We start from the raw sequence: 25986 nt of genomic DNA, 5'->3' as shown, positions 1-25986 counted from the left end.
GATAATCGGAATGGAAACCGCGTGAAGCGGCAGGATTTCATGGCGCTGGCGCTGAAAGAAGCCGAAGCCGCCGCCCAGCGTGGCGAGGTGCCGGTTGGCGCGGTCGTCGTCGGCGGCGATACGGTCGTTGCGAGTGCCGGCAACCGCACCCGCGAGTTCGCCGATCCCACCGCTCATGCCGAGATGCTGGCGATCCGCGAAGCCTGCCGCAAGCTTTCCAGCGAGCGGCTCAGCGGCCACGATCTCTATGTGACGCTGGAGCCGTGCGCCATGTGCGCCGGCGCCATCTCCTTCGCCAGGTTGCGCCGGCTCTATTTCGGCGCTGCCGACGAGAAGGGCGGCGCAGTGGTCAACGGCGTTCGCTTCTTCACGTCGCCGACCTGCCACCATGTGCCCGACATCTATCCGGGCATGGCCGAGAACGCTGCGGCAGCGCTGCTGAAAGACTTTTTTCGCGAGCGACGCGGACCCTGATTTTCCAGTCCGGCAGACGGTCCAAATCCAAGTCAGCCAATCCAGGCAAGAACGTCTCTGGCGCTGTCAGGCTACCAAGGCAGCCAGTCGAACATGCCGCCGCTCTTGCTCTTGGCGGCCGCCTCCTTCTTGAGGCGGCGTTCCTTCTTGTACTCATCCTCGCCGAGGTCATCCACCGGCGCGGTGGGGGCGGCGGCGCGGTATTGCACCGGCGGCTCGCTCAGATATCTGCGGGTGGTCGGGTCGCCCTGTTTGCCTTCAGCCAGACGGCGCTTGACTTCCGCGGCGCGGCCCTTGTCCGACTCCGCTGGAGTCCAGGCCGGCGGATGGCTCGAAGCCGACTGCGCCATCGCGGCCTTGACGGCCACCGGGTCGGTCTGCACGTCATCGACAATCTGCGCCTGGTAGGCCGGGTCGTCCTGATGCAGGGTGGCATCGGCGCGCAGGCGGGCACGGCGCTGCTCCGGCGATTCGGGCCATTCGGCACTTGCCGTCTCGATGCTTTCCTGGGGCGGCGGCAACACTTCCTTCTGCCCCGGCCCTGGCTTCACCAGCGTGGGGCGCGGCTTGTAGTCGATGTTGTTCTTGCGCTTGGGTGCAAAGGAAAAAGCCCCAGTGAGGTCGTCGGCAAGCTGCGAGGCAGCAGGCTTGTCGGTCCCGTAAGTGGGCGAGCCCATGCAGCCGGACAAGGCGAGGCCCGATACGACAAGCGGCGCCAGCAGCGCAACGCGCGCGTAAGTTCTCTCGGTCATGCCAAAAAGTCCCACTGTAGACAGCCTCTCGATTGCCGCCGGCCAAAGAAAGGTCCGGTCCCCGTCGCCTATGCTCTTCCGACGGAATTCCGGCGACAATTTGTCGTCCGGAGTTTCGCGTGTTTACCTCAACCACTCGTTAAGGGCAACGCGCCGGGGCCGATCGGCTGCCCGCCGTGGCATTTGTGCACCGCCTTAGAGGCGGCTCAAAGCCTTGAGTTCATGCAGGACAGCGGCGTCACGGGCCGAAACATCCGGGAATTCCGGATCTGAGCCGACATCGGCGGTGTAGCGCCAAGAGCGCGCGCACTTCACCAGGCCGCGGTTCTCCGCCTTCTCGACGACCACGGCGACGCCTTTAACGTCGTCGAGGGTAAAGCTGCCCGCCGGCGCCTTGCCGTGCACGATTACCAGATCGCTGGTGATCGCCATCTCGGCCATATCGACATCGGCGATCGCCGCTTCGAGCGCGGCATCGTCGAGGGTGACGACCGGCACCGCTTCCAGCGAAGAGCCGATGACCTTCTGCGCGCGGGCGATTTCCAGCGCGCCGGTGACGACACGGCGGACCTGCCGCACCTTGCGCCACTTCTCCGCCAGCGCCTCGTCCTTCCAGTCCGCCGGGATTTTCGGGAACTGGTCGAGATGCACCGAGACCGCATCCGGATGACGGTCGAGCCAAGCCTCTTCCATAGTGAAGGGCAGCATCGGCGCCAGCCATTTCACCAGGCAGTCGAAGAGATGGCGCACCACCTGCACGGAAGCCTTGCGCTTCACGCTGGAAGGCGCTTCGCAGTAAAGCGCGTCCTTGCGGACGTCGAAATAGAAGGCCGATAGCTCGACCACCATGAAGTCGAGCAGCGCGCGGGTGATGCGCTTGAATTCGAACGCGTCGTAGCCCGAGCGTACGACTTCATCGAGTTCGGCGAGCCGGTGCAGCATCAGCCGCTCCAGCTCCGGCATCTTGTCCAGCGGCACCTCCTCGCCGTCGTCATGGGCGAGTGTGCCCAGCATCCAGCGGATGGTGTTGCGCAGCTTGCGGTAGGCGTCGATATTGGTCTGCAGCACGTTCTTGCCGAGCCGTTGGTCTTCCCAATAATCGGTCGTCACCACCCACAGCCGCAAGATGTCGGCGCCGGACTGCTTGATGACGTCCTGCGGCACGACCGTGTTGCCGAGCGACTTCGACATTTTCCGCCCCTCCTCATCCATGGTGAAGCCATGGGTGACAACGGTGTCATAGGGCGCCCTGCCCCTGGTGCCGCAGCTTTCGAGCAGCGACGAGTGGAACCAGCCGCGATGCTGATCGGAGCCTTCGAGATAGAGGTCGGCCGGCCATTTCAGGTCGGGCCGGTCCTCAAGCGTGAAGGCATGCGTCGAGCCTGAATCGAACCAGACATCGAGGATGTCCATGACCTGCTGCCATCTCGAGGCATCGTGATTGCCGAGGAACCGCTCCTTGGCGCCGGCGGCGAACCAGGCGTCGGCGCCTTCTTTCTCGAAGGCGTCCATGATGCGCTGGTTGACTGCCTCGTCGCGCAGCACGTTGCCGTCGGCATCGGCAAAGACGGCGATCGGCACGCCCCAGGCGCGCTGGCGCGACAGCACCCAGTCGGGGCGCTCCTCGATCATGGCGCGGATGCGGTTCTGGCCGGCGGCGGGCACGAAGCGGGTATCGTCGATGGCTTTCAGCGCGCGGCCGCGCAGCGTCGTGCCGTCGCCAAGCTCCTGGTCCATATAGACGAACCATTGGGGCGTGTTGCGGAAGATGATCGGCTTCTTCGAGCGCCAGGAATGCGGATAGGAGTGCTTCAGGCGGCCGCGCGCGAACAGCGCGTTGCGCTTGATCAGCTCGTCGATGACAGCCTGGTTGGCGTTGCCCTTCTTGCCATTGTCGTCGATGACGCGCGCCGCTCCACCCTCGCGGTGCGGGCCGAAGCCCGGCGCGTCCTTGGTGAAGAAGCCGGCATCGTCAACGGTGAAGGGGATCGCAGTGTCGATGCCGCGCTGGCGAAGGTCAGAGGCGGCATCCATCCAGGCGTCAAAGTCTTCGCGGCCGTGTCCCGGCGCGGTGTGGACGAATCCGGTGCCGGCATCGTCGGTGACATGATCGCCGGCGAGCATGGGCACGGGAAAATCGTAGCCGCCACCCAGACTTTTGAGGGGATGCGAAAGCGTAAGATTTTCAAGCTCTTCGGCGCCAACGTTGCGAAGCCGATTCAGGGTGACCTTGGCCTTCGCGGCAGCGTCGTCTGCAAGTTTCTCGGCAAAGATCAGCTTTTCGCCGGGCTGGGGACCAAAGGCGTTCTCGGCCGCTGTAACCTCATAGAGACCATAGTTGATGCGCGGCGAGTAATTGACGGCGCGGTTGCCGGGGATTGTCCACGGCGTCGTCGTCCAGATGACGACGCTGGCATCAAGCAGATCGAGCGACGTCTGCGTCAGCTTGGGATCCAGGGCTGGCTGTCCATCCTCGATGTTGATGACCTGGCGAGCGAGGCTGACGACCGGAAACTTCGCCCAGATCGTGTCCGACTCATAGTCCTGGTATTCGACCTCCGCCTCGGCCAGCGCGGTGCGTTCGACGACGCTCCACATCACCGGCTTGGAGCCGCGATAGAGCTGGCCGGACATGGCGAATTTCAGCAGCTCGCCGGCGATGCGCGCCTCGGCGTGGAAAGCCATCGTCGTATAGGGATTGTCGAAGTCGCCGACGACGCCGAGGCGCTGGAACTCGGAACCCTGCACCTTGATCCAGTGCGCCGCAAACTCACGGCATTCCTGCCGGAACTCGTTAACCGGCACCTCGTCCTTGTTCTTGCCCTTGGCGCGGTACTGCTCCTCGATCTTCCATTCAATCGGCAGGCCGTGGCAATCCCAACCGGGTACATAGTTCGAGTCATAGCCGCGCATCTGAAACGAGCGGGTGATGACGTCCTTGAGGATCTTGTTCAGCGCGTGGCCGATATGGATGTTGCCATTGGCGTAAGGCGGGCCGTCGTGCAGCACGTATTTTTCGCGGCCGGCTGCGTCTTCGCGCAACTTGCGGTAAAGGTCCATGTCCTGCCAGCGCTTGACCAGCAGCGGTTCCTTTTCCGGCAAACCGGCGCGCATCGGGAAATCCGTCTGCGGCAGGTAGAGCGTTTTGGAATAGTCGATCGTCTCGGCGGTCTCGGTATCAGTCATTCGTCTGCCATATGCGTTGCCGGCGGCAAAAGAGCCCGGGCGTTGAAGTTCTTCGCTTTGACGCATATCGTCTTCCCAAAACCGGACCCACTTTTGGGCGATATGCGTTGATGATCTGGAAAAAGCGCGAGAGGCCGCGCGCAAGATTCCCGGCGGCCCCGGCGGCGGTCAAGCCGCCCGGAACACCGGGCCTGTAATTCGTATCGCAGTCGCGAGAAGGCGCGAAAAGCTCGTCATGGCTGGGCTTTTAACCGAGACAGGCGATATTGAAAAGCCCGAACTCTGATGCTTCCTTGCGTTAGGTGCCAATTGCGCATACATTTGTAGGCAAATGGCCTGCAGTGCCAAGGAAACAATTCATGTCGGTCGCAGCAAGGGCAATTCGCGCAACACGCGACTTTTCCGTCCCTACGGACAAGATCGATCATCTGCGCAGTCTGGGTTTCAGTAGCGAAGAACTCTATCGTATCGTTGCCCCCCGCCGCACGCTGGCGCGTCGCAAGGAACATGCCGAGCCGCTTTCGCCAGCTGAATCCGACCGCGCCCTGCGCCTTGAACGCATCGCCGAGCAGGCGGATCGGGTATTCGGTAGCCATGAGAAAGCCCAGCGTTGGCTGAGAAGCGAGATCATAGCATTGGATGGTGCAAGGCCGATCGATCTCCTTGAGACAGAGACCGGCGCCCACGTCGTTTCCGAAGAGCTTATCCGTATCGACTTTGGCATGCTTGCCTGACGATGCGCATCTGGCGCATCTCCAGTTTCGCGGATCTCTCGGGTCGTGGCGGAACGCTCGTTGATGGAAGATGGAACAGGCGCGGAATGCCCATCGTCTATTGCACCGACCACCCTTCGACGGCACTGCTGGAGATACTGGTGCATGCGACGCGCGAAACCGTTCCGGAAACCTACCAGCTTATCGAAATCGACGTTCCGGACGGAATAGAAATGACCGAACCGGTTATTCAGGACGGCTGGGACAAGGACATGGAATCGACACGGCGACAGGGCACGGACTTTCTCTCGGCCAATCGTTACGCGCTCATGAAAATTCCTTCGATCATAATGCGCAAGGCAAACAACTATCTGCTCAACCCGACCCATGACGATGCGTCACGCATTACGATTGCGGGCCTATACCATTATCCGTTCGACAGCCGTTTGATCAAATGAGCCGACGCCCGCCCGCTCACATCGAGAAATCGAAGCGGTAGGTTGTCGACACGCCGATCGTGAACTGGTTGCGATCGCCGCGCTCCTTGACCAGGCTGGAATCGCCGGCCGGGCCCATCAGGCGGGAATATTCGCCGAACAGACTGGCCGTCATCGGCTCGGTCACCTTCCAGGTCACCGCGCCGCCCAGGCCCGCCGACTTCACCCCGCCACCGGGATGATATTCGCTGAGCCCCGAGGCCAGGGACTCCTCGGCATCAACGCCGTAATAGGCGTCGAAATAGTCCGATGAGGCGAATGAAACGCGCGGCCCGCCCGAAATCCTGACATCGGGCGTCACATCGTAAAAGGCGTCGGCGGCGATGTCGGCGACAAAGCCGTTATGGGCGCGAATGCCATGCCGCAATTCGGCGCGGGCACGCAGCCAATCCAAAGGATAGAATTCGAAGAAGCCGCCGGCCTCGCCGCCCCAGCGCACCGGGTCGAGGCCCTTCAACTCGTCGGCATCACCACCGTCGCGGGAAAACAGGAACTTGCCTGTCAGGCCGGCGCGGACGCCGCCATCGTCGATCAATGCCAACGAGATATTGTCGTTGCGCGAGGTGAAGCGCGCCGCGGGACCAGCTTTGCCGAGCGAGATGATCGGCGAGGCGCTGAGCAGGTACTTTTTGCCGCCTTCGAAATTCGGGGCAACCATGCCGGTGGCGCCGACCGTCAGGTACCAGTCTCCGGACACCCCCAAAGGTGCCCTCGCCTGCCTTGGCAACGCCGCAGGCGCCGAGCATGAATGCGGCCAAGACCGTCGGGACAGACCGCATCATTACTCCATACGTCGAACGCGTTGACGAACACTATCAGCCTTTATCCAAGCCATGGCGCCAGTTCGGTAAAATTTGACTTAATGTCCGTAACGTTGGCGGCATTGGCCGGGCTGTTTTCCGCATTGCAGCGAATTGTACTGGCGCACCAAGATTCCAGATCAAGACGTTTGGAATGCGCCAGCAGCTGCCTCGGCAGGGGTTATAAATATTCGCGGGCAAACATGCCCGCGCTGTGAAGAGCGCGCCGACCGGCACCCAGCCCCGCATTCCAAACCGGCCAAGCGTGAATCATATGCGGCCAAATTTCGAGACGTACTTTGACGTCAGCCGCGCCAGCGGCTTCCGCGAGCCGAGTTGCGTCCGACAACAGCGTCTCGGCCGAACCGACTTGTATAAGCATTGGGGGAAATCCGCTCAGATCGGCGAACAAAGGCGAGATCAGCGGATCGCGCCGACCAACGCCATTGGGAACATAGGCGGTTGCCAGTTCCCCCAAATACGCCCGGTGGATGATAGGGTCGATTGCGTCCTTGGTTGATAGTGTCGCGCCGGACATCGAAAGGTCCGTCCAGGGCGAACACAGCCAAAGACATCGCGGCAACCGCTCGCCTGCCGTGCGCAATATACTGACCAGGCACAGGGTGAGATTGCCGCCCGCACTGTCTCCCCCAACCACGATGCGATCCGGCGCGATGCCTTGCCGCCTCAGAAAGCGCCATGCGGTGAGTGCGTCTTCATGTTGCGCAGGGAAAGGATGTTCCGGCGCGCGTCGATAGTCGATCGCGAGGGTGCGCATTCCCATTGCCCGACCTGCCTCGGTCACCATTCGACGATGACTTTTAAGAGAGCCGGAGCAGTAGCCGCCACCGTGGAAAAAGAGCAGAATCTTATCCCTGTCACTGCCAGGCGCCAGGGACCACTCTCCCTCGAGGCCATCGAAAACCACATGCTCGCATCGGATGTCCTCCGCGACCGGCCAGACCGAACCGACTTCGTCGAGCCGTGCCCGGCGTTCGTCCCAGCGGACCGTTCGTGGTTTTGACGTCAACAGCCTGCGGATGGCATTGATCTCCAGCAGATCGCGGTGTTCGTCCATATCGCTCATTTTGCTTCCCCAGCCTCATCAAGCGTAGAAAACGGTATACAGCAGCAGCCGCACGTCATCGATAAAGGGCCAATTCCAGCGCTGGCAATTTTTCGTTTCACTTGCGCCATGGCGAATACACGGGACGACGGGGGTCGCCCGTAAACCCGCTTGTCATCTTTTAGCGCTGGCCCACCGCTGCACACGATCGAATATTCCATCTGGTATTTGGCCGCTTCGGATAAAAAGCGAAGGTCTGGCAAGCGGATCGCTCGGGAGTGTTGCGCTCACAGCCTGCTCGCTGGACGGGCAAGGCGATCGGCGCTACCTTTCGGAACAAAGAAGCTAGGCAACCTTGACGGAGAAGGGCAATGACCGTGCACAGCGATGCCATGAAAGACGCCATTGGCCAGACGCGGGCGAAGTGGGGATGGTTCGTCGCGCTCGGGGTGCTGCTGCTCATCTTCGGCGGCATTGCTTTCGGCAATCTGTTCATCGCAACCGTCGCCTCGGTTTATGTCGTCGGCTGGCTGATGCTGATGGCCGGCATTGTCGAGATCATCCATGCCTTCGGCGTGAAGACATGGGGCCGCTTCTTCTATTGGCTGCTCAGCGGGCTTCTCTACGCCGTCGCCGGGTTCTTCGCCTTCTACAATCCACTGCTGGCCTCGGCGGTGCTGACATTCCTCCTGGCGGTCGCGCTGCTTGCCTCAGGCGTGCTCAGGGCCTGGGTCGGCTACAGCCACCGGCCGCAGCCGGGCTGGGGCTGGGTGGTCACGGCCGGCGTCATCAGCGCGCTGGCGGGACTGGTCATCGCCATGGGTTGGCCGTTCAACAGCGTGTGGGTGCTCGGCCTGTTCCTAGCCGTCGACCTGATTTTCCAAGGCTGGACCTTCATTGCCGTCGGCCTGGCGCTGAAGAGATAAATTGTGATCGACATGGCGGATTGCAGGACGCCGACAGGTAATGCTCGTCGTTCATTTCTATCGCATACCTTCGAGATTGGCTGAAATCCCCAGCTTCATCATCCCAGGGCGAAGCGACGCGGACGACGACGGCGCGGGTTGTCAAAACGCGATCGCGCGGTCCAGCCCGGAAAGCGGCCTGACGCCGGCGAGCAGTGCCTTCGCCTCGGCCTCGTCACGCTTCATCTGGGCGACCAGCGCGTCAAGCCCGTCGAACTTCACCTCCGAGCGCAGGTAGCCGAAGAAGGACACGGCACAAATCTCGCCATAGAGGTCGCCGGAAAAGTCGAAGACGAAGGTCTCCAGCAATGGCGCGCCATTGTCGTCGACCGTCGGCCGGCGGCCGAAGCTGGCGACGCCATCATGAAGGGAACCGTCGGCGCGGCGGAAGCGGACGGCATAAATCCCTTCCTTGAGGGTGGCTTCCGGCGAAAGCCTCATGTTTGCGGTCGGAAAGCCGAGTGTCCGGCCGAGCTGCTGGCCGCCGATCACCTCCGCCTCGACGGTGAAACGGTAGCCGAGCAAGCCGGCGGCCTCGGCCACATTGCCCTCGCACAGCAGCGTGCGTATGCGGCTCGACGACACCACCTCGGCGCTTTCGTCGCGAAACGCATCGACCAGCGTGACGCCGAAGCCGTGGCGCTCGCCGGCAGCCATCAGATAGGCCGGACCGCCCTGGCGGTCCTTGCCGAAATGGAAATCGAAGCCGGTGACGGCGTGGCTTATGCCGAGGTTGCGCTCGAGCACGCCGGTGACGAAAGCCTCCGCCGACAAGGAGGCGAACTCGCGTGTGAACGGCTGCTCGACCAGCGCCGCAAAGCCCAGATGCGACAACAGCCGCGCCTTCATCGGCGGCGGTGTCAGCACGAACAACGGCATGTCCGGCCTGAAAACCTTTCGCGGATGCGGTACGAAGGTCAGCACCAGGGCGGGTACGCCGCGACGCTCCGCTTCGGCGCGCGCGCGTTCGAGCACCGCCTGGTGGCCGCGGTGGACGCCGTCGAAATTGCCGATAGCCACCACGCCGCCGCGCAGATGGGCCGGCAGCGGTGCGGTTGCGGAAATGCGTTCGAACATTGCCGTCATGGCTTGAACCTATTGCAGTCTGGGAATCACCGCGACCGGCCTGTAGCCGTATTTTTCCAGAAAGGCCGCGAGCCTAGCCGGATCCGGCTGCAGCGTCTCACCGTAATCGCGGGCATGGATGCCGCCCGATACGTAGAGCACGTCGAAGCCATTGTCGGCCGCGCCCTTGATGTCGGTCATCATGCCGTCGCCGATGGCCAGAACTTGCGAACGCTCGACCGGGCGGCCGAGAATGACGGCGACCTCCTTCATGGCGACGTCATAGACCGGCGCGTACGGCTTGCCGGCGATCAGCGTGCGTCCGCCAAGCTGTGCGTATTCGCGGGCCAAAGCGCCTGCGCACCAGATCATGCGTTCGCCGCGCTCGACGACGATGTCGGGATTGGCGCAGATGAAGGGCAGGTTCCTGGCACGCAGCCGCCGCAGAAGATCGGCATAATCTTCCGGCTTCTCCACCTCGTCGTCGAACAGGCCGGTGCAGACCACGCCGGATGCTTCGAACTCCTCGACGAGCTCGACGTCGAGGCCCTCATAGAGCGTGAAATCCCGATCGGCGCCTATATGGAAGATCTTTCGCGGCCCTTCGACGATCAGATCGCGGGTAACGTCGCCGGACGTTACGACACGGTCATAGGCAGCGGGAGGAACGCCGATGGCGTTCATCTGCGCCACCACGTCGGCGCTGCGGCGCGGCGAATTGGTGATCAGCACGACAGGTATTCTCGCCGCGCGAGCAGCGATCAGCGCGGCAGCCGCCGCCGGGAAATGCCATTCGCCATTGTGCACCACGCCCCAGACGTCGCACAGTATGGCTGAATAGGCTCCCGACAAGTCTGCGAGCGAACCGATGATGTCGGGCGAATCCGCCATGCCGTTGTCCCTGTACCATGATGCTTGCAAGCGCCGCGACCGACGGTCCGTAGCGGCCGGCCCGGATTAACCGAAGCGCTTCGCCCTGTCACCAGCTTTCATTGTGTCCGCAAGATTGTCGTCCGGGAACTAAGGCAGGAGGCCCGGCGCACTGGCGCAAAGGCTCCTGCCCTCATGCCCTTGCGGATGATGGAAGCATGTGGTGAGTGTTCCCATCCGGAGATGCGCTCTTGCCTGAACCCGCCAACCACCTTGCCTTCGCGCTGGTCTGCCTCGGCATGGTGCTGACGCCCGGCCCGAACATGATCTATCTGATCTCGCGCTCGCTGTCGCAGGGGCCGAAGGCCGGGCTGATCTCGCTGGGCGGCGTGGCGCTCGGTTTCTTGTTCTATGTGCTGTCGGCGGCGTTCGGCATCACCGCGCTGCTGCTCGCCGTACCCTTTGCCTATGATGTGCTGCGCCTTGCCGGCGCGCTCTATTTGCTGTGGCTCGCCTGGCAAGCGGTGAAGCCCGGCGGGCGCTCGCCCTTCCATATCCGCGAACTGCCGAAAGACAGGCCGCGCAAGCTGTTCGCGATGGGCCTGATGACCAACCTGCTCAACCCGAAGGTGGCAGTGCTCTATCTGTCGCTGCTGCCGCAATTCATCAGCCCCGGCAAGGGCCACGTGCTGTCGCAGCTTCTAGTGCTCGGTGCCACGCAGGTAGCGATCAGCCTGACCGTCAACGCCATCATCGCGGTGACGGCCGGCTCGATCGCGGTTTTCCTCGCCGGGCGGCCCTTATGGATGGTGATCCAGCGCTGGATGATGGGCACGGTGCTGACCGCGCTGGCCGTCAAGATGGCAACCGACGCGCAACGCTGATCGGTCCTACATCGGCCGCCTGACCTGCTCCGCCCGCTCCGGTTCGACCACCCTGCGATAAAGATGCCAGGTCGCGTGGCCAAGGATGGGCATGACGACGGCAAGCCCGGCAAATAGCGGGATCGAGCCGATGACCAGGAGCACGGCGACCATCAGGCCCCACAGCGCCATCTGCAGCGGGTTTGTCAGGACGGCGCGCGCCGACGTCTCGACTGCCGAGACCGCGCCGACATCGCGGTCCAGCAGCAGCGGAAAGGCGACGACGGTCGTCGCCAGAACGATCGCGGCGAAAGCGAACCCGGCCAGGTTGCCGAGCAGGATCAGCTTCCAGCCCTTGCTGGTCGTCAGCACCTCGCGAATAAAGCCGGCAATAGAGGCCGGAGGCTGATTGCCGTACAGGCCGGTGTAGATCGACTGCGCGGTGAACAGCCAGAGCAGGAACAGTACCAGCAGCATAATACCGATGACTGCAATCGCGGGGAGCGCCGGCGAGTGGCGCACATCGAGCGCATGCCACCAGGATGTATCCATGCCGAACTCGCGCCGGCGGCTGATTTCGTAAAGGCCGATAGCCGCGAACGGACCGACCAAAGCGAAGCCGGACATCAGCGGATAGATGAGCTGGATGGCGTTCGAGCCCGAGGTCCACTGCGTCAGGATCAGGCCGACCACCGGATAGATCAGGCACAGGAACACATAATGCGACGGCTTGGCCCAGAAATCCTCGACGCCGAGACGGAGCGCATCAATCAGATCCTCGGTGCTGATGCGGCGCACCGTGGGCTGTACATGCATTCCACGTGCATCAGCCATGACATGAAAGCCGGCCATAACCTTTCTCCCGTGTGTCGGGGCGGTCACCGCCAGGATGGCCGCCTGCAGCTGCCACTTCAAGAACGGTGACATGATAGCCGATCTGGGCGTGCTTGGCGCCAGCGCCCGGCGCCAGGGCGCCGGGCGCTGAGCGAACAGTTACGCCGCGAAGCGATCGATCACCTCGGCCAGCGGCAAGTGACCGAAGCAAGCGCCTGACCCGGCGAGCTTTTCGCCAGCCTCGACAGCGAGCGCGTATTGCACGGCCGGATCGGCTTCGATGCGGCGGCGTAGCGCCGCCAACTTTGGGTAAGCGGCGCCGTCGACCGCCTGGTGGAATTCCGCCCAGCGCGCCACGCCGATCAACGTGGTGTCGGCAAGCGTCAGCCGCTCGCCGATCAGGAAATCCGTGTCGAGGATCATCGCCTCAAGCTGGTTATGGCGGTTGGTAACGACCTTGCGGCCGAAATCACGTAAAGTCGCCAGCAGCACCGGTTCGGCCGACTCCATTTCATATGCCGCCCAGAGCGGGGTGAAGGCGGCGGTGAAGCCGGTGTTTATGAAGGCGACCAGCTGGTGCATCCGGTCGGCCTCCGGCGAGCGAGGATCGAAGCTGATACGGCGTTGCGTATCGCGGGCTTCGAGCCAGGCGGCAATCGCCATGGTCTCGGTGAGTACCCTGCCCTCGTCCGTGATCAACACCGGCGTTTCCTGACGGCCGTTGATGCTGGCATAGGCCTCGTTCTTCATCTCAGTGAGCATGTCGACACGACACAGGCGATAGGGTTGTCCGAGGCGTTCAAAAGCAGCGACAAGCCCCATCGAACTTCCCAGCGGGAAGCCGTAAAGGAGAATAGGTTCCATTTCTTTGTCTCTTCCATGTTAGGGGTCACGCTGCGCAGCGAAACTTGACCCTAAACGCTGGTCGCCCCATGTAAATTAGGCACTATTCTGTAACCAGGTCCCCGCCATGAAAGATGTCGTCTCACGCTGCCCGATCGAGGAGACCATGCGTGTGCTCAGCGGTCGATGGCCCACCTTGCTGCTCTATTATCTCAAGGATGGTACCAAGCGCTTCAGCGATTTGAGGCGTGACAACCCGGCAGTGTCGCACCGCATCCTGGCGCTGGAACTGCGCAAGCTGGAGGAAGCCGGGATCGTGCGGCGAACGGCGCATGTCGGCTATCCGCTACACGTGGATTACGACCTCACGGAGCCCGGCCTCAAGCTTGTGCCGCTTATCGACGCCCTGGGCGACTGGTGGGAACATACCGAAGACGATCGGGCCGGCCGGGTTTCATCGACGCCGGAAACCAAACTCGTGGCGGCGGAATAGCCGACCGGCGATCACCGCGCCGCAAAGAACTGCCGGCGAGAGCCCAGCGCGCGCCAAGCCGTTCATACATTAGATCCCGCAAGACCAAGCGACCGGCTTATATGGCGCGCCATTGTGGCCGGCCAAACCGGGCAAGGCGCGGGCCATCCAGCACCAACTCCTGTAGCATGGCTCGCCAATCCCGATTCACCTGACCCGCCGTTCGATCTCATTGCCCGATCAGATCGGCTGACCATGCTGGATGGCTGTCGCTTTCGACTCTGACGTGAATGAAGAGCCTACTTATCCTCTTGAAGTTTCTCCTGAGACTTTGCCATTTGATCGTCTCCAAGTTCCATATTGTGCATCGTTGCAATCAACCATTCATCGTGATCCCGCGTCGCCACTACGCTGATTAATCCGAGCCGACGCGGCCATTCGTTTCCCATCGGATCGAGTGCGCCAGTCATGGACCACCGCAGGTCGAGCGTGGCAACATCAGGGCGAACAAGCCTGTTCCGCACGCTTTCCGCGGATAGGTGGCTGTGCTTGAACATCTTCTCAAAAATTGGGGCATGGAACTGCTCGATCTTGTCACGTCCAGTCGCCTGCATACCGAAGACGTTTGTAAATTCGGCATCTGCCGCGAATACGGCGGCAAAGGCGCGAGCATCGTGACGATTCCAAGCTTCGATCAGCCTGTGCGCGACACTTTCCACCCCTTCAGTTCGGACGTTGCCGGCAGCCATGCTGACCTCCTGTCATATAGTTCGGTTGCCATACTATATGGACACCATATAAGTTTGGAAAGATGGATAATCCGCCATACACGCAGTCTCTGCTTCTCTATGCTTATCAATCGTCGGCGAGCGCTTTGGTCCAGGTTCTCCGGGAGAGCGGCCATTCGGCAATCAAGCCCAAACACGGCGCTTTATTCGCCAACATCGACGCGGAGGGAACCCGACCCAGCGTCCTCGCAGAGCGTGCGGGCATTGGCAAAGCATCGATGGGTGAGTTGATCGATGAACTGGAGCGCCTCGGTTATGTTCGGCGCTCGCATGATCCGAACGACCGACGGGCCAAATTAATCGTTGCAACTGACGCGGCGCTTGCGGTGATCCGGACCGTCCACGATTTCAATCAGCGTCTCGAAGACCAATACCGGAGGCTGCTTGGTGCTCAGGCGTACGAATCGCTCCGGTCGTCACTGCAAGCGATATCCCCCAGAGAAAATTTGCAACCGAGGATACCTCGCCAGCGCTCGTGAAGCCGCAGAGATGGGGCAAAAGAAACTGTCTGTCCGTGCCTGACTGGTATCGAGCCGGAAACCATCATCACGCATTTTCACCGCCCCGCCCGGCAAAAGCCATGATCGCGCTTATGTCAGGCGGGCATGACCGTTACGAAAATCGAAAATTATGGGGCCCAACCAAGCCTAAGCAGGCGCGTGCTGCTCAGAGCTGCCGGCCTTGGCGCCCTTGCCGGGCTCGTCGCCTGCGCCACCGTGCTGCCCACCGGCGAAGGCGCCGGTGTCTCTGCCTCCGCCGCTGGCACGCTGGCCGGCATCCGCGCTTCGGCGGGTCTCGGGCCGCTTGTCCCCGATGCGCAGCTCGAGCAGGCAGCGCTGCAGCAGGCCGGCTATATGGCGCGCGGCGGCCGAATGAACCACACCACCGGCTGGGGCAAGGACTTTGCCTCGCGCGTCAAAGACAATGGCATTGCCGGCGCTGCCGCCGAAAACATCGCCGAAGGCCGCTTCGACCAGCAGAAGCTGTTTGATATCTGGGTGCATTCGCCAGGCCACCGCCGCAACATGCTCGACCCGCGCTTCACCCGCTTCGGTCTCGCTTACGTGCGCGACGGCCGCGACAGCACGCTTCGCTACTGGTGCCTTGTGCTCGGCAGATAACTTCCGCCATTTGGTCGGCGGAAGCCTGCTGACGACCGATTCGTCAGTCTTTGCGGCCGCCGCCGAGCAATTCCTCGATGTCCTGCGCGCAAACCGGCCTGCTGAAATGATAGCCCTGCATTTCGTCGCAATTGTTCCTGCGCAGGAAAGCAACCTGATCATCTGTCTCAACGCCCTCGGCGATGACCCTCAGGTTGAGATTTTGCCCCAATGAAATCACCGCGCTGGCCACGGCCTGATCGTTCTCGTCGGCGGCGAGATCCTTGATAAAGGACTTGTCGATCTTCAGCCGCGCCACGGGAAAGGTCTTGAGTGCGCTGAGGCTGGAATAGCCGGTGCCGAAATCATCGATCGAGATCTGGACACCCAGGCTTTGCAGGGCGTTCATGGTGGCGACCGCCAGCTCGATATCCTGCATGATAAGGCTCTCGGTCACCTCCAGCTCGAGATACCTGGCCTCCAGGCCGCTGTCCTTCAGCGCGCTGACGATGCGATCGATCAGGTTGCGCTCCCTGAATTGCCGCGCCGACACGTTCACGCAAACGGTCAAGGGCGGCAGTCCCGCGTCTTGCCAGGCTTTGTTCTGCCGGCACGCCTCATGCAGAACCCAGTCGCCGATCGGTACGATCAGACCTGTCTCCTCGGCGGTCGGGATGAACATCGTCGGCATTACCGTGCCAAGCGTTGGATGGTTCCAGCGTATCAGCGCCTCGACCGCAAAAATCCGACCTGACCGAAGGTCCACCTGCGGCTGGTAGAGCAGCGTGAATTCCGAACGCGCCAAGGCGTTTCGCAACTCTTCCTGAAGCACGAATTTTTCATGCGCCCTGGTGTTGAACTCGGGAGCGTAAAACTGGAAATTGTCGCGGCCGAACTCCTTGGCGCGATACATGGCCGCATCGGCATTTGCCAGCAGCGTATCGGGATCCGTTCCATCCTTGGGATAATTGGCAATGCCGATGCTGGCCGTCGCCCGCACCAGATGTGCTCCGAGCCGAACCGGCTCGGCAAGTGCAGCCCTGAGCTTTTGCAACGTCTCGGAAACGAGATCAACGTTCGCCGGCTGGTCGAACAGCACGATGACAAATTCGTCACCGCCAAGCCGCACGACGGTATCGGTCGCCCTTACGCAGTCGACCATGCGACTAGCGACGGTCTTCAGAAGCTCGTCGCCGGCATTGTGGCCGAGCGTGTCGTTGACGAATTTGAAATTGTCCAGATCGATGAACACCACCGTCACCCAGCGATCGTATCGCTGGGCGTACAAGACCGCCTGTGAAAGCCGATCCTCCAACAAGGCGCGATTGGGAAGCCCGGTCAGCACGTCATGGTTGGCCATGAAGTGGATCCGGTCTTCGGCCTGTTTGCGTTCGATGGCGATCCCGGCGATGCGCGTGGTGAAATCGATGAGGCGAGTCTCGGCCTCGGTCGGTTCGCGCACCGTCATCGAATACATCGCAAAGACGCCAAGCACGGCGCCCTGATGCGACAGGATCGGGGTCGACCAGCATGAACGCAAACCGTGCGGCCGCGCGAGTTCGCGATAATCCTGCCAAAGCGGATCGCGCATGATGTCAGCGACGATCACCGGCTCGCGCCGATAGACTGCGGTTCCGCAAGACCCTGCTCCGGGGCCGACCGCGGCGCCGTCGACGGCGTCGGTGTAGTCTCTCGCCAGGCTGGGCGCGGCGGCGTGACGCAAGTGGCTGCCATCCTTGTCGAGCAGCAAGACCGAACCGAATATCCCCGCCAGTTGGGATTCGACCAGACGCATGAGCCGCTCGAGCACATCTTCGAGGGGAGCGCTCTTTGCGATCATCTCGAGGATATGCGCCTGCCCGTCGCGCAGGATTTCGGCCTGCTTGCGCGCAGTGATGTCGCGGGCAATGCCGACGAGGCCGAAAATGTTGTTTTGAACGTTGCGCAACGGCAGTTTCGTCGACAGGAACCATTTGCCGGTGCCTGACGCATCGATGACGAACTCTTCCTCGTCGATCATCGGTTGTCCGTCGCGCATCAGTTGCTGCTCGATGAAGCGAAATTTCTGCGCAAGTTCCGGCGCATGAAGGTCGAAGTCGCTCAGACCGATCATGTCGCTCGTACTGTCCCGACCGCTGTCGGACGCAATGGCTCGGTTCGCGACGACGAAGCGGCTCTCGGTGTCCTTCACCCACATGTAGTCAGGCACCAGGTCGATCAGCGTCTGCAAGGAGATACGCTCGTCAACGACCAAGCGATTGGCGCTGAGCTCGCTGATGTCCTCGTGCGTGGCCACCCAGCCGCCGTCAGGCATCGGTTGATGGCAGACCTGAATTGTCCGGCCATCGGCGAGCTCGGCTGTCCAGTTCCCCGAAGCCGTGCCCGAATTGACTGCCCGGGCCAACCCCAGATAGGCGTCCGCATTCATTGCCGAGGTCCCGACAGCGACGCGCCGCTCGACGATTTCGCGCAGCGCCACACCCGGCTGCAATTGCTCCGGTGCAAGGCGATAGATTTCCGCGTAGCGTCGGTTGCACAGGATCAGCCGTTCATCGGCGTCAAAGAAACAGATGCCTTGCGAGATGTTCTCTATCGCGGTCTGGAACCGCAGTGCCTGGTCCTGAAGCGCCGCAATCGTGGCGCGAAGTTCGCGCTCGAGGACTTCGTACGAGGTAGTCGCCAGTTTTGCCAGCGTCGTCAGATTGGCGGACTCGGGCGCTGCGGCGGTTTGCCTGGATGATTTCGTGGCCAAACACAATTCCTCCCGCTGATGCTTGAGGCAAGCAATGGAGGCTCGCCTTCAACCCAAAAGCGAGTGCATATTGGTCCGGATATACTAATGGCAGGTGAACCTGGCTCAACGCGACGCGACCGGGACAGCCAACGGAAACCTCGAGCCGGTCGCGGTTGCCGTAAGCCCTGAGGCTTAGTCCATATGCGCGGCAGGCGCCCCACCGGCGGGCGGCGCGGCCTTTGGCTTGCGCAGCAGGAAAACAAACGGAATGGCAAGCAGCGTCATCATCATCAGCAGCTTGAAGTCATTGACGTAGGAGATCATCATCGCCTGTACATTGACCATGCGATCCATCAGCGACAGCGCCGTCGGATCGCCGCCCGCCGCTGCCGGCGATGCCGCCCAGAGGTTGGGATTGAACGGATTGATGTAGGCCGAAAGCTCGGCATGGTTGATCTGCGTGTTGCGTACCAGCAAAACCGTCACCACCGACACGCCGATCGACGAGCCAAGGTTGCGCACCAGGCTGAACAACGCCGTGGCATCGGTGCGGAAGCGTGCGTCGAGCGTGGCGAAGGCTACAGTCGACAGCGGCACGAACACCATGCCCATTCCCAGGCCCTGGATGACGCCGGAACTGAGGATCAGCCAGTCGTCCATCTGCGGCGAGAAGCTGGACATCGTGTAGAGCGATTGCGCGGTCAGCAGGAAGCCGATGACGACGAGGATCCTGGCATCGATCCTGTGCATGATCCGCCCGACGAACAGCATCGCGATCATCGTGCCGACACCGCGCGGTCCCAGGACAATGCCGATGGTGAGGGTCGGATAGCCGAAGATGGTCGACAGCATTGGCGGCAGCAGCGACATGCTCGCCAAGATGAGCACGCCCATGACAAAGATGAACGCCAGCCCGGTGACGAAATTGCGATCGAGGAAGATCTTCGGGTCGATAAAGGGGTGCTCCGCCGTCAATGTGTGAATGGTGAACACCCAGAAGCCGGTGATGGAAAGACCGAGCTCGATCCATATCTCGATCGAGGAAAACCAGTCGACCTCGCCGCCGCGATCGAGCATCAGCTGCAGCGCGCCGACACCGAGCGAGAGCATGGTGAAGCCGAAGAAATCGAAGCTGCGCACCCGCCGGGCGACGCTGGGAAGATACGCCGCCATGCCGAGGAAGGCGATGATGCCGACCGGCAGGTTGATGAAGAACACCCAGCGCCAGTTGAAGTTCTCGGTCAGCCAGCCACCCAGCGTCGGGCCAAGGATCGGTCCCAGCATGATGCCGGCGCCCCAGATGGCCATGGCTTGGCCGTGGCGTTCCCTAGGGTTGATGTCGAGCAGGAAGGTCTGCGACAGCGGCACGATGGCGGCGCCGAACACGCCTTGCATGAGCCGGAACAAAACGATGGTCTCCAGGCTCCAGGCGATGCCGCACAGCATGGAGAAGACGGTGAAGCCGACCACGGCCGTCAGGAACAGCTCCTTGCGACCGAAGCGGTCGGCAAGCCAGCCGGTCACCGGCGTCATGATCGCCGCGGCAACGATGTAGGAGGTCAGCACCCAGTTGATGTTGTCGGGGGAGGCGCCGAGATCGCCGGTCATGGTCGGCAGCGCAACGTTGGCGATCGTCGTGTCGAGCGCCTGCATGATCGTCGCAAGCATGAGCGCGACTGTGATCAGGCCGCGCTGCGGTACTTCGCGAAAGGGTTCTGGGCTGCTCATGACGTAAAACTTCCAGCAGGTAACAAAAACGTGTACATTGGGTTTCCGGACGGCGAGGCCCTCGCCGTAGAGAGACCCTCATCGCGGTGGGACGCGAGCATCGATGTGGGGGTTACATCAACTGAGCGTCTCGACAAGCGGGCGCCTGCCGCCCGGAAACCTGAGAACCGAAGATCCTGCGCGGAGTTGTCTGCTCAGGCAGGTTACAGCGCAGCCCGTTTACGCATTCAACTTTTCCTGCGCCTCCTTCGGACCAATCCTGCATCCATCTCACTGTTTGCTATGCGGCCGCTGTTCGGCCTCCTTACTTGGCCTCGCCTGCCGTGGCGCCGCGGAAAATGCTCGGCAGCCCGCGGGAAACGCCGGTGTCCACCGTGACCGTAGCGCTCATGCCGGTGCGCAGCGCCGCCTTGGCGTCGGCATCGGCCAATTCCAGGCGGACCGGAATGCGCTGTGTGACCTTGACCCAGTTGCCGGTGGCGTTCTGCGCAGGCAGCAGCGAGAACTCGGCCCCGGTGCCGGCGCCGATCGCCTTGACGGTGGCTTCGAAGGTCTTGCCCGGATAGGTATCGACTACGATTTCGGCCTTCTGGCCTGGCTTCATGTTGGTGAGCTGGGTTTCCTTGAAATTGGCGTCGACCCAGGTGTCGCCTGTCTCGACCAGCGAAAACAGCGGCGTGCCCGAACCGACATACTGGCCAACCTTGAACGAAGCGGCCTGGCTGATGATGCCGTCGGCAGGCGCCTTGACCTTGGTCTGGACCAGATCGTAGGCCGCCTTGTCGCGTGCGGCGAGCGCCGCCATTACCGTCGGATGCTTGTCGGTTTCGATGTCGGGATTGCCGCCAAGTGCCGCCTTGGCGCTGACGATCCCCTGCTGGGCTACGGCCAGCTGCTGCTTGGCCTTGTCGAGGTCGTTCTTGGCTTCGTCCAGCGACGACTTGGCGTTGATGCCCTTCTGGGCAAGGTCGGCGGCGCGGTCATATTGAGACTGCGCGTACTGGACCTGGCTTTCGTCGGACTTCTCCTGCGCCAGCGCCCGGCTGTAGGCCGCACGCAGTTGCTCGACATTGAGCCGCGCGCCGGCCACCGCCGCGTCGGCCTGGGCCAACGCGATCCGATAGGGCTCGGGATCGATGGCGAACAACACGTCGCCCTGCTTGACAGACTGGTTGTCGAAAATGTCGACCTGAACGATGCGGCCCGCCGTATCGGCGGCTATCGACACCTTGGCCTGCTGCAGATTGGCGTTCTCGGTCTCCTGATAGCGGCCGCCGGTCACCCAGACATAGCTGCCGCCGGCGATCAATGCAGCGGGCAGCACAAACATCAAAAGGAAGCGGCCGGCACGGCGCTTCTTCTTCGGCACCACCGGCGCCGGAGCTACCTGCGGAGCGACCGTCACCGGAGCTGCCGCCGGCTTCGCGGGAGCTTCCATCTCCAGCTTGGCCGCATTCTCATCTAGTTTGGCTACCGCGTTCATGTTGCTGCGCCTTCCGTATTCTTCACTTTTTCCGAGGGCGGCGTCTCACCATCTGCAAGATTCTGCACCATTGTTTCCAGCGCCTTGACCAGGACGCGGCGATCTTCCGGCGAAACGCCGACGAGCGATTCCTCATAGACCTCGCCGGCAAGGCTCTTGACGTGGGCATAGGCCGCGTTCGCCTTGGCGGTCGGGAAAATCATGCGCACTCGCCTGTCCGTTGCGTCGGGACGGCGCTCGATCCAGCCGCCCTCCTCCATTCGATCGACAAGACGCGAGACGCTGATCGGCTCGATTTCGAGAAGCTCGGCAAGCCGCGCCTGCGCGACCCCCGCCTCCTTGGCGACACGTACCAGAAGCCGCCATTGCGCTGAAGAAAGGCCGAAACCACTGGCGCGCGCCTCGAAGCGCTTGCGCATCAGGCGCTGCACGTCGTGGATCAAAAAGCCCAATCTGTCGATGCCGTCGGAAACCATGAGCGACATATATAATAAGCGTGCTCATAATTCAAGGAGCCCGATTGTGCCAGAAGCCGGTAAGTGTGCATGGCAATCGGTGCAGGGCGATCGTGGTTAGCAATTTATTACGCCGGGCGCTTGTGACGAGCATGCGGAAGATCGGCGTTCAGATGCTCAGACTATCGATCTCACCCAGGCGGAAAAGGCTTCGATATGCGCTTGTCGGGGGTGATTGGCTACGCCAGCAAGGTAAAAGCCATAGCCTGGCAGAGAGAGATCATGTGCCTTGACCAGCCTGCCAGCCTCGAGTTCGCCACTGACGACCACATCGCTGCAGATAGCGATGCCTTGGCCTGCCGCTACCGCGTCAATCGCGTGCAGCTCTTCGCGGAAACTCAAGTCCCATGGCCGGTTGGCATTGGGGATGCTGGGATCGATCGAGCGTGCGATCGCCAGCCATCGCTGCCAGGTCGGCGCTTCCGGGTCGCGGTTCGTCCAATTGAAATGGATGAGCGGGTATTGCAGCAGATCGGCGGCGCGCTCGATCTGTCGGTGTCCTCCTGCCAGCAGATCCGGGCTGCATACCGGAAAGAATGCGTCCCGAAAATTTCCTGCGCGGGAACGTCCCGCGGCATCCTGCGCGCATAGCGGATCGCAACGTCGGCGTCACCGGCTTGCAGGTCCAGAACGGCGTCTGTCCCGATGATCTCCAGTGGAATGTTCGGATGCTGTTCGCGCCACTTCGACAGGCGCGGAACCAGCCATCGGCTGGCAAATGCATTTGGGCTCGCACGCGCAACGGACGTTGGCCAACACCGGCCGAGGCTGATGCGATTGCCGCAGCGAAAGCGTCGAAGCCGCTGCAAATTACCGGGAATAGCCGTTCGCCCACGCCTGTGAGCACGAGCGGTCGTGGGCGCCGCCGGAACAGCAGTTGCCCACAGACCTCCTCCAGCAGTCGAATCTGGTGGCTGATGGCCGTTGGCGTCACTCCGAGTTCCGTCGCGGCCTTCCTGAAGCTCATCAGCCTGGCAGCGGCTTCGAAGGCGCGAAGCGATCCGAGCGGCGGAAGTTTTCTCATCCACGCAGTTTAGATGAATTTAGCTCATCCAGCGACTGAGATATTCGATTTTGCAGCGAATGGCGCCGCATGAGATCATTGATCCGACACATGTCGGTGAACGAAAGCGGCCTGTCCAACCGTGCCGGATCGCGAAGGGTCGATGAGCATGTTCAAGCTTATGGATGGTTCCGGGCCGACGTTGCATGCGCCAGATATCGCTCGGCTCAGGCAGGCGATCCGCGGCGATCTGATCCTTCCGGACGACCCTGGCTATGACCAGGCGCGCAGAGTTTGGAATGGCATGGTCGATAAGAGGCCGGCGGCTGTGTTCTATTGCGCCGAATCCAGCGATGTCGTCGCGGCGGTCAACTTCGCCCGATCACAAGGCTTCCTCGTCGCCGTCCGCGCCGGTGGCCATAACGTCGCCGGCAGTTCGGTATGCGACGGCGGCGTGGTGATCGACGTGTCCCGCATGAAGCGGATCGAAGTCGACCCGATCCGCCGTGTTGCGCGCGCAGAAGCCGGCTTGAACCTGGGCGAGTTCGACGCAGCCACACAGGCCCATGGTCTCGCGACGACCATGGGTGTCAACGCGGATACCGGCATAGCCGGACTGACACTCGGCGGCGGGTTCGGCAAGCTTGGCCGCAAACATGGACTGAGCTGCGACAACCTTGTCGCTGTCGAAATCGTGACGGCGGACGGCCGGTTGCTCACGGCAAACGCGGCCGAAAATGCAGATTTGTTCTGGGGCATCCGGGGCGGCGGCGGCAATTTCGGAATAGTCACGACCTTCGAATACAAGCTCCATCCCGTGGGTCCGCTCCTCATCGCGGGATCGATGCTATACCGCTACGAAGAGGCACGCGATGCGATGCGGTTCTATCATGCGTTCTCGAGCGGCGCCCCGGATGAGCTGAGCCTGGATGCAGCACTTGTGACGGCGCCCTCGGGCGAACGCTTCTTCAGCATATCGGCGTGCTACATCGGCCCACTCGACGAGGGCCAGCAAATCATTCAACCTCTGAGAGAATATGGCACGCCGGTTGAGTGCCAGATTGCTCCTGTCCCCTATCTTCAAATTCAATCGGCCGGGGATAGCCTCTTTCCGCGCGGGCGGCGCTACTACTGGAAGGCGCAGTTCATGCGCGAAATCACAGATCAGGCGATCGATGCCATGCTTGCGGCTTACATGACCGCACCCCGCGAGTCGCTTCTGGTCCTGCAGCAGGTTGGCGGCGCCATCTCGCGAGTACCGATGGATGAAACGCCCTATGCCAACCGAGATGCTCTTTACGATTGTTTCCCGATATCGATCTGGGACAATCCGTCTGACGACGAAACGCACATCCGATGGGCGCGTGACCTGTGGGATGCAATGAGACCGTTCTCGACCGGCGGCGTCTACGCCAACAATCTCGGCGAAGAGGGCATTGATCGGGTTCTGGCGGCTTACCGCGAGAATTATCCGAGGCTGGCCGCGCTAAAAAACAAGTATGACCCCACCAATCTCTTTCGCTTGAACCAAAACATTAAGCCTGCGACCTGAGCGACCGCAGGCCGATGCTCGAAATTCTGCGGCGCTGCTATAACTCCAAATTCCAGTTCTGGCCGACCAGGTCCTTGCCGAAGGAATGGTGGCGCTCCTCGTCGGTCAGCTTGAACCCGGCCGCCTCGTAGATGCGGCGCGCCGAGGTGAGCACGTCGTTGGTCCACAGCGTCAGTGTCCTGTAACCCTTGGTTCGAGCAAAGCCGATGCATTCCTCGACCAGCCGCCTGCCGATGCCGAGACCGCGCGCCGAAGGCTCGACATAGAGCAGGCGCAACTTCGCCACCGCGTCCGACTGGCGCACGACGAAGACCGAGCCGACGACCTCCCCTTCCCGCTCGGCGATCCAGCTGCGTTCCCATTTCGGATCGAAGGATTTGACGAAGGCACCAAGGATTTCGGCGACCAGCGCTTCATAGGTTTCGTCCCAGCCATATTCCTGCGCGTAGAGCAGGCCCTGGCGATGGATGATCCAGCCGATGTCGCCGACTTGCAGAGACCGCAGCATATAGGGAACTTTGGGCTCGGCACTTCCGCCCAGCAGACGCTGCACCGTCTGCATGGCCCTGACCAGCCTGTCCTGTTCGGCAGCCGAAAGCCGTTCGAGCAAAGCCGCGACCTGTTCGTGCGAACCCTGGTTCAGCGGCGCGAAGGCCTGCCGCCCGGCCTTGGTCAGCGCGATCGACGAGCGCCGCGCATCCGCCTCGATCGTGGCGCGCTCGACCAGATCACGCTCCTCGAACTTCTTCAGCAGCCGGCTGAGATAACCGGCATCGAGGCCGAGATCGCGCGCAAGCTCGGTGGCGGTCAGGCCATCGCGATGCGCCAGCTCATAGAGCACCCGGGCTTCGGTCAGCGAGAAGTCGCTTTTCAGCAAGCCTTCCTCGAGCAACCCGATCTGGCGGGTGTAGAAGCGGTTGAAGGCCCGCACCGCGTCGATCCGCTCCTTGCCTGGGTGATGATGAATGGTCATGGCATCCTCCTGCCCGGCAAGATCAGCCATTTAGTTGACTTAGTCAAGTATCCGTTTGAAGCAATCGTCCTGAGAATGGTCACCGGGCGTCTTGACTCGCGCGGGCTGCCAGCCTATTTCAGCGCCACGTTAGCACTCCCCCAAGATGAGTGCTAACCACATGTCCGGCGCCGCCGGACGGAGGAACTGTTCTCACCATTCTCATCGAGGAATAAAAAATGGCAAAGTCGAAGTTCCGCCCGCTTCATGACCGCGTGGTCGTTCGTCGGGTCGAATCCGAATCCAAGACCGCGGGCGGGATCATCATCCCCGATACGGCTAAGGAAAAGCCGCAGGAAGGCGAGATCATCGCCGTCGGTTCCGGCGCCCGCGACGAAGCCGGCAAGCTCGTCCCGCTGGACGTCAAGGCCGGCGACCGCATCCTGTTCGGCAAGTGGTCGGGCACCGAAGTCAAGCTCAATGGCGAAGACCTTCTGATCATGAAGGAATCCGACATTATGGGCATCATCGGCTGAATATCGGCCTCACCCTCATTTAAATCTTCGGGCTTAATCCAAGCCCCTGCCAGGAGCTGAAAATGGCTGCCAAAGACGTAAAATTCTCCCGCGACGCTCGTGAGCGCATGCTGCGCGGCGTCAACATCCTCGCCGACGCGGTGAAGGTCACGCTCGGCCCCAAGGGCCGCAACGTCGTCATCGACAAGTCGTTCG

At 61.9% G+C, this 25986-nt stretch carries 23 protein-coding genes and 3 pseudogenes; 10 read left to right on the top strand and 16 right to left on the bottom strand.

Annotated features, from left to right (window positions below):
• Positions 1-21: 21 nt before the first annotated feature.
• Positions 22-474, top strand: a complete 453-nt coding sequence (locus NKJ84_RS26560) for a nucleoside deaminase (protein ID WP_352479909.1) — start codon at positions 22-24, stop codon at positions 472-474.
• A gap of 71 nt (positions 475-545) precedes the next feature.
• On the opposite strand, the gene NKJ84_RS26555 is transcribed toward NKJ84_RS26560, so the two are convergent.
• Both NKJ84_RS26555 and ileS read right to left on the bottom strand, forming a co-directional pair.
• Entirely contained in the window at positions 546-1226 is a 681-nt protein-coding gene (locus NKJ84_RS26555; RefSeq protein ID WP_352508897.1) for a hypothetical protein, read from the bottom strand.
• Between the two features lie 195 nt (positions 1227-1421).
• Positions 1422-4412: an isoleucine--tRNA ligase gene (ileS, locus tag NKJ84_RS26550; RefSeq protein ID WP_352479907.1), complete on the bottom strand. Its 2991-nt coding sequence runs from the start codon at positions 4410-4412 to the stop codon at positions 1422-1424.
• 359 nt (positions 4413-4771) lie between these two features.
• On the opposite strand from ileS, the gene NKJ84_RS26545 reads away from it, so the two are divergent.
• Positions 4772-5146, top strand: coding sequence for an Xre family toxin-antitoxin system antitoxin (locus NKJ84_RS26545; RefSeq protein WP_352479906.1), 375 nt, complete (start codon positions 4772-4774; stop codon positions 5144-5146).
• A 2-nt stretch (positions 5147-5148) separates the two neighbouring features.
• Entirely contained in the window at positions 5149-5583 is a 435-nt protein-coding gene (locus tag NKJ84_RS26540; protein WP_352479905.1) for an RES family NAD+ phosphorylase, read from the top strand.
• A 16-nt stretch (positions 5584-5599) separates the two neighbouring features.
• On the opposite strand, the pseudogene NKJ84_RS26535 reads toward NKJ84_RS26540, so the two are convergent.
• Both NKJ84_RS26535 and NKJ84_RS26530 read right to left on the bottom strand, forming a co-directional pair.
• Positions 5600-6368, bottom strand: a pseudogene (locus NKJ84_RS26535) (MipA/OmpV family protein).
• Positions 6369-6603: 235 nt separating this feature from the next.
• The gene (locus NKJ84_RS26530; protein ID WP_352508896.1) at positions 6604-7509 is read right to left on the bottom strand and encodes an alpha/beta hydrolase; all 906 of its coding nucleotides are present in this window, start codon (positions 7507-7509) and stop codon (positions 6604-6606) included.
• 350 nt (positions 7510-7859) lie between these two features.
• Between NKJ84_RS26530 and NKJ84_RS26525 the strand changes: the two genes are divergently transcribed.
• Positions 7860-8414, top strand: a complete 555-nt coding sequence (locus NKJ84_RS26525) for an HdeD family acid-resistance protein (protein ID WP_254817426.1) — start codon at positions 7860-7862, stop codon at positions 8412-8414.
• A gap of 141 nt (positions 8415-8555) precedes the next feature.
• Here NKJ84_RS26525 and NKJ84_RS26520 read toward each other — a convergent pair whose 3' ends face one another.
• Positions 8556-9539, bottom strand: a complete 984-nt coding sequence (locus NKJ84_RS26520; protein ID WP_254817425.1) for a bifunctional riboflavin kinase/FAD synthetase — start codon at positions 9537-9539, stop codon at positions 8556-8558.
• 9 nt (positions 9540-9548) lie between these two features.
• Positions 9549-10409, bottom strand: coding sequence for a TIGR01459 family HAD-type hydrolase (locus NKJ84_RS26515; RefSeq protein WP_352508895.1), 861 nt, complete (start codon positions 10407-10409; stop codon positions 9549-9551).
• 230 nt (positions 10410-10639) lie between these two features.
• Here NKJ84_RS26515 and NKJ84_RS26510 point away from each other — a divergent pair, with 230 nt between their 5' ends.
• On the top strand, positions 10640-11272 hold the full coding sequence (locus tag NKJ84_RS26510; RefSeq protein ID WP_352479901.1) for a LysE family translocator: 633 nt from the start codon (positions 10640-10642) through the stop codon (positions 11270-11272).
• A gap of 6 nt (positions 11273-11278) precedes the next feature.
• Here NKJ84_RS26510 and NKJ84_RS26505 read toward each other — a convergent pair whose 3' ends face one another.
• Positions 11279-12103: a DUF2189 domain-containing protein gene (locus NKJ84_RS26505; RefSeq protein WP_352508894.1), complete on the bottom strand. Its 825-nt coding sequence runs from the start codon at positions 12101-12103 to the stop codon at positions 11279-11281.
• A gap of 141 nt (positions 12104-12244) precedes the next feature.
• Complete coding sequence (locus NKJ84_RS26500) at positions 12245-12949, bottom strand: glutathione S-transferase family protein (RefSeq protein ID WP_352508893.1); 705 nt, start codon at positions 12947-12949, stop codon at positions 12245-12247.
• A 106-nt stretch (positions 12950-13055) separates the two neighbouring features.
• On the opposite strand from NKJ84_RS26500, the gene NKJ84_RS26495 reads away from it, so the two are divergent.
• Positions 13056-13421, top strand: coding sequence for a winged helix-turn-helix transcriptional regulator (locus tag NKJ84_RS26495; RefSeq protein WP_352508892.1), 366 nt, complete (start codon positions 13056-13058; stop codon positions 13419-13421).
• Between the two features lie 278 nt (positions 13422-13699).
• On the opposite strand, the gene NKJ84_RS26490 is transcribed toward NKJ84_RS26495, so the two are convergent.
• Complete coding sequence (locus NKJ84_RS26490; RefSeq protein WP_352508891.1) at positions 13700-14149, bottom strand: SgcJ/EcaC family oxidoreductase; 450 nt, start codon at positions 14147-14149, stop codon at positions 13700-13702.
• A 62-nt stretch (positions 14150-14211) separates the two neighbouring features.
• Between NKJ84_RS26490 and NKJ84_RS26485 the strand changes: the two genes are divergently transcribed.
• Complete coding sequence (locus NKJ84_RS26485) at positions 14212-14667, top strand: MarR family winged helix-turn-helix transcriptional regulator (protein WP_352508890.1); 456 nt, start codon at positions 14212-14214, stop codon at positions 14665-14667.
• 126 nt (positions 14668-14793) lie between these two features.
• On the top strand, positions 14794-15309 hold the full coding sequence (locus NKJ84_RS26480) for a CAP domain-containing protein (protein WP_352508889.1): 516 nt from the start codon (positions 14794-14796) through the stop codon (positions 15307-15309).
• A 43-nt stretch (positions 15310-15352) separates the two neighbouring features.
• Here NKJ84_RS26480 and NKJ84_RS26475 read toward each other — a convergent pair whose 3' ends face one another.
• From NKJ84_RS26475 to NKJ84_RS26450, 6 genes and pseudogenes are all read right to left on the bottom strand, one after another.
• Complete coding sequence (locus tag NKJ84_RS26475; protein ID WP_352508888.1) at positions 15353-18040, bottom strand: EAL domain-containing protein; 2688 nt, start codon at positions 18038-18040, stop codon at positions 15353-15355.
• A gap of 174 nt (positions 18041-18214) precedes the next feature.
• Positions 18215-19750, bottom strand: a complete 1536-nt coding sequence (locus NKJ84_RS26470; protein ID WP_352508887.1) for a DHA2 family efflux MFS transporter permease subunit — start codon at positions 19748-19750, stop codon at positions 18215-18217.
• A 304-nt stretch (positions 19751-20054) separates the two neighbouring features.
• Positions 20055-21233, bottom strand: a complete 1179-nt coding sequence (locus tag NKJ84_RS26465; RefSeq protein WP_352508886.1) for an HlyD family secretion protein — start codon at positions 21231-21233, stop codon at positions 20055-20057.
• A complete protein-coding gene (locus NKJ84_RS26460; RefSeq protein WP_352508907.1) occupies positions 21230-21709 on the bottom strand; it encodes a MarR family winged helix-turn-helix transcriptional regulator in 480 nt (159 codons plus the stop codon). Before NKJ84_RS26460 ends, NKJ84_RS26465 begins: the two co-directional genes overlap by 4 nt.
• Positions 21710-21865: 156 nt before the next feature.
• Positions 21866-22557, bottom strand: a pseudogene (locus tag NKJ84_RS26455) (LysR substrate-binding domain-containing protein).
• A 77-nt stretch (positions 22558-22634) separates the two neighbouring features.
• A pseudogene (locus tag NKJ84_RS26450) lies at positions 22635-22715 on the bottom strand (LysR family transcriptional regulator); the annotation flags it as partial.
• 199 nt (positions 22716-22914) lie between these two features.
• On the opposite strand from NKJ84_RS26450, the gene NKJ84_RS26445 reads away from it, so the two are divergent.
• The gene (locus tag NKJ84_RS26445; RefSeq protein ID WP_352508885.1) at positions 22915-24303 is read left to right on the top strand and encodes an FAD-binding oxidoreductase; all 1389 of its coding nucleotides are present in this window, start codon (positions 22915-22917) and stop codon (positions 24301-24303) included.
• Between the two features lie 37 nt (positions 24304-24340).
• Here the strand turns inward: NKJ84_RS26445 and NKJ84_RS26440 are convergent, their stop codons facing one another.
• Positions 24341-25276, bottom strand: a complete 936-nt coding sequence (locus tag NKJ84_RS26440; protein WP_352508884.1) for a bifunctional helix-turn-helix transcriptional regulator/GNAT family N-acetyltransferase — start codon at positions 25274-25276, stop codon at positions 24341-24343.
• 218 nt (positions 25277-25494) lie between these two features.
• Here NKJ84_RS26440 and groES point away from each other — a divergent pair, with 218 nt between their 5' ends.
• Complete coding sequence (gene groES, locus NKJ84_RS26435; RefSeq protein ID WP_006203049.1) at positions 25495-25791, top strand: co-chaperone GroES; 297 nt, start codon at positions 25495-25497, stop codon at positions 25789-25791.
• The last annotated feature ends 195 nt before the right edge of the window (positions 25792-25986 follow it).

It is taken from the genome of Mesorhizobium sp. M0048, assembly GCF_040323405.1.
Taxonomy (GTDB): Bacteria; Pseudomonadota; Alphaproteobacteria; order Rhizobiales; family Rhizobiaceae; genus Mesorhizobium.
This window is presented reverse-complemented; position numbering and strand designations above follow the sequence as displayed.